This window comes from Dickeya chrysanthemi NCPPB 402 (assembly GCF_000406105.1).
Classification (GTDB): Bacteria; Pseudomonadota; Gammaproteobacteria; order Enterobacterales; family Enterobacteriaceae; genus Dickeya; species Dickeya chrysanthemi.
Genome location: NZ_AOOA01000069.1, coordinates 1 through 986 on the forward strand (window position 1 = coordinate 1; position 986 = coordinate 986).

Consider the following 986-nt stretch of genomic DNA (forward strand, 5'->3'; position numbering starts at 1 on the left):
CAGCCAGCCAGCCAGCCAGCCAGCCAGCCAGCCAGCCAGCCAATTATACACTAAATTAACCCGAAAAAGACAAGAAATCTTTTTAATCAAACGCTTGCTTTTGATGAAATCGATCGGCTTTTTGACGCAAAAGCATTCTCAAAATTCTCTCGCTATACCGCAGACGGCAAACAAGCGGTTGGCGAAATCAAACGTCATTCAGACGGCACACCCGCCGAAAATCTCATTATCAAAGGCAATAATCTGATAGCCCTACATTCGCTTGCCAAACAGTTTAAAGGCAAAGTGAAGTTGATTTATATTGATCCGCCTTATTATTTTGTTAAAAAGAAACAACAAGATAGTTTTGGTTATAACACTAACTTTAAATTATCTACTTGGCTTACATTTATGAAAAATCGTTTATCAATTGCCAAAGAATTATTAACTGATGATGGGATTATTGTTATTTCCATTGATGATGACGGAAATGCTTATTTAAAGATTTTGTTAGATGAAGTTTTTGGATTTGAAAATTTTATCGGAAATTTACCCACTATTATGAATTTAAAAGGTAATAATGATGAATATGCTTTTGCAGGCACTCACGAATACACACTAGTCTTTGCTAAAAATAAAGATAAATCTACTTTTTATGAATTTCCAATAGATGAAGATAATTTTTTAGAGAAATGGGAAGAAGATGAAATTGGGTTTTATAAAAAAGGAGCTCCAATGCGAGCAACAGGAACCGAAGATAAAAGAGAAGATAGACCTGAAATGTTCTATCCTTTTTTGGTAAAAAATAACACAGTTAGTACAATTACAGATGAAGAATTTTCTCAAATCTATAATAAAGATTTAGAAGTATTCAATGATGATTTTATTCAAAAACTAAAAGAGAAATACGAAAATCTTGGATACAATTTTATTTTACCTATTGCTGATAAACAATGGGGGCGTTGGCGTTGGGGGTATTCAATAAAGAATAAGGCAAGGCTGCAGAC

The 986-nt window shown here is 33.6% G+C and carries 2 protein-coding genes; both read left to right on the forward strand.

The features are described 5' to 3' along the window. Positions 1 to 247: hypothetical protein (locus tag DCH402_RS22930; protein ID WP_233276267.1), on the forward strand; the 247-nt coding region annotated here is incomplete at its 5' end. A 44-nt stretch (positions 248 to 291) separates the two neighbouring features. Continuing rightward, a partial coding sequence (locus DCH402_RS00090; RefSeq protein WP_233276268.1) for a DNA methyltransferase occupies positions 292 to 986 on the forward strand: 695 nt, incomplete at its 3' end.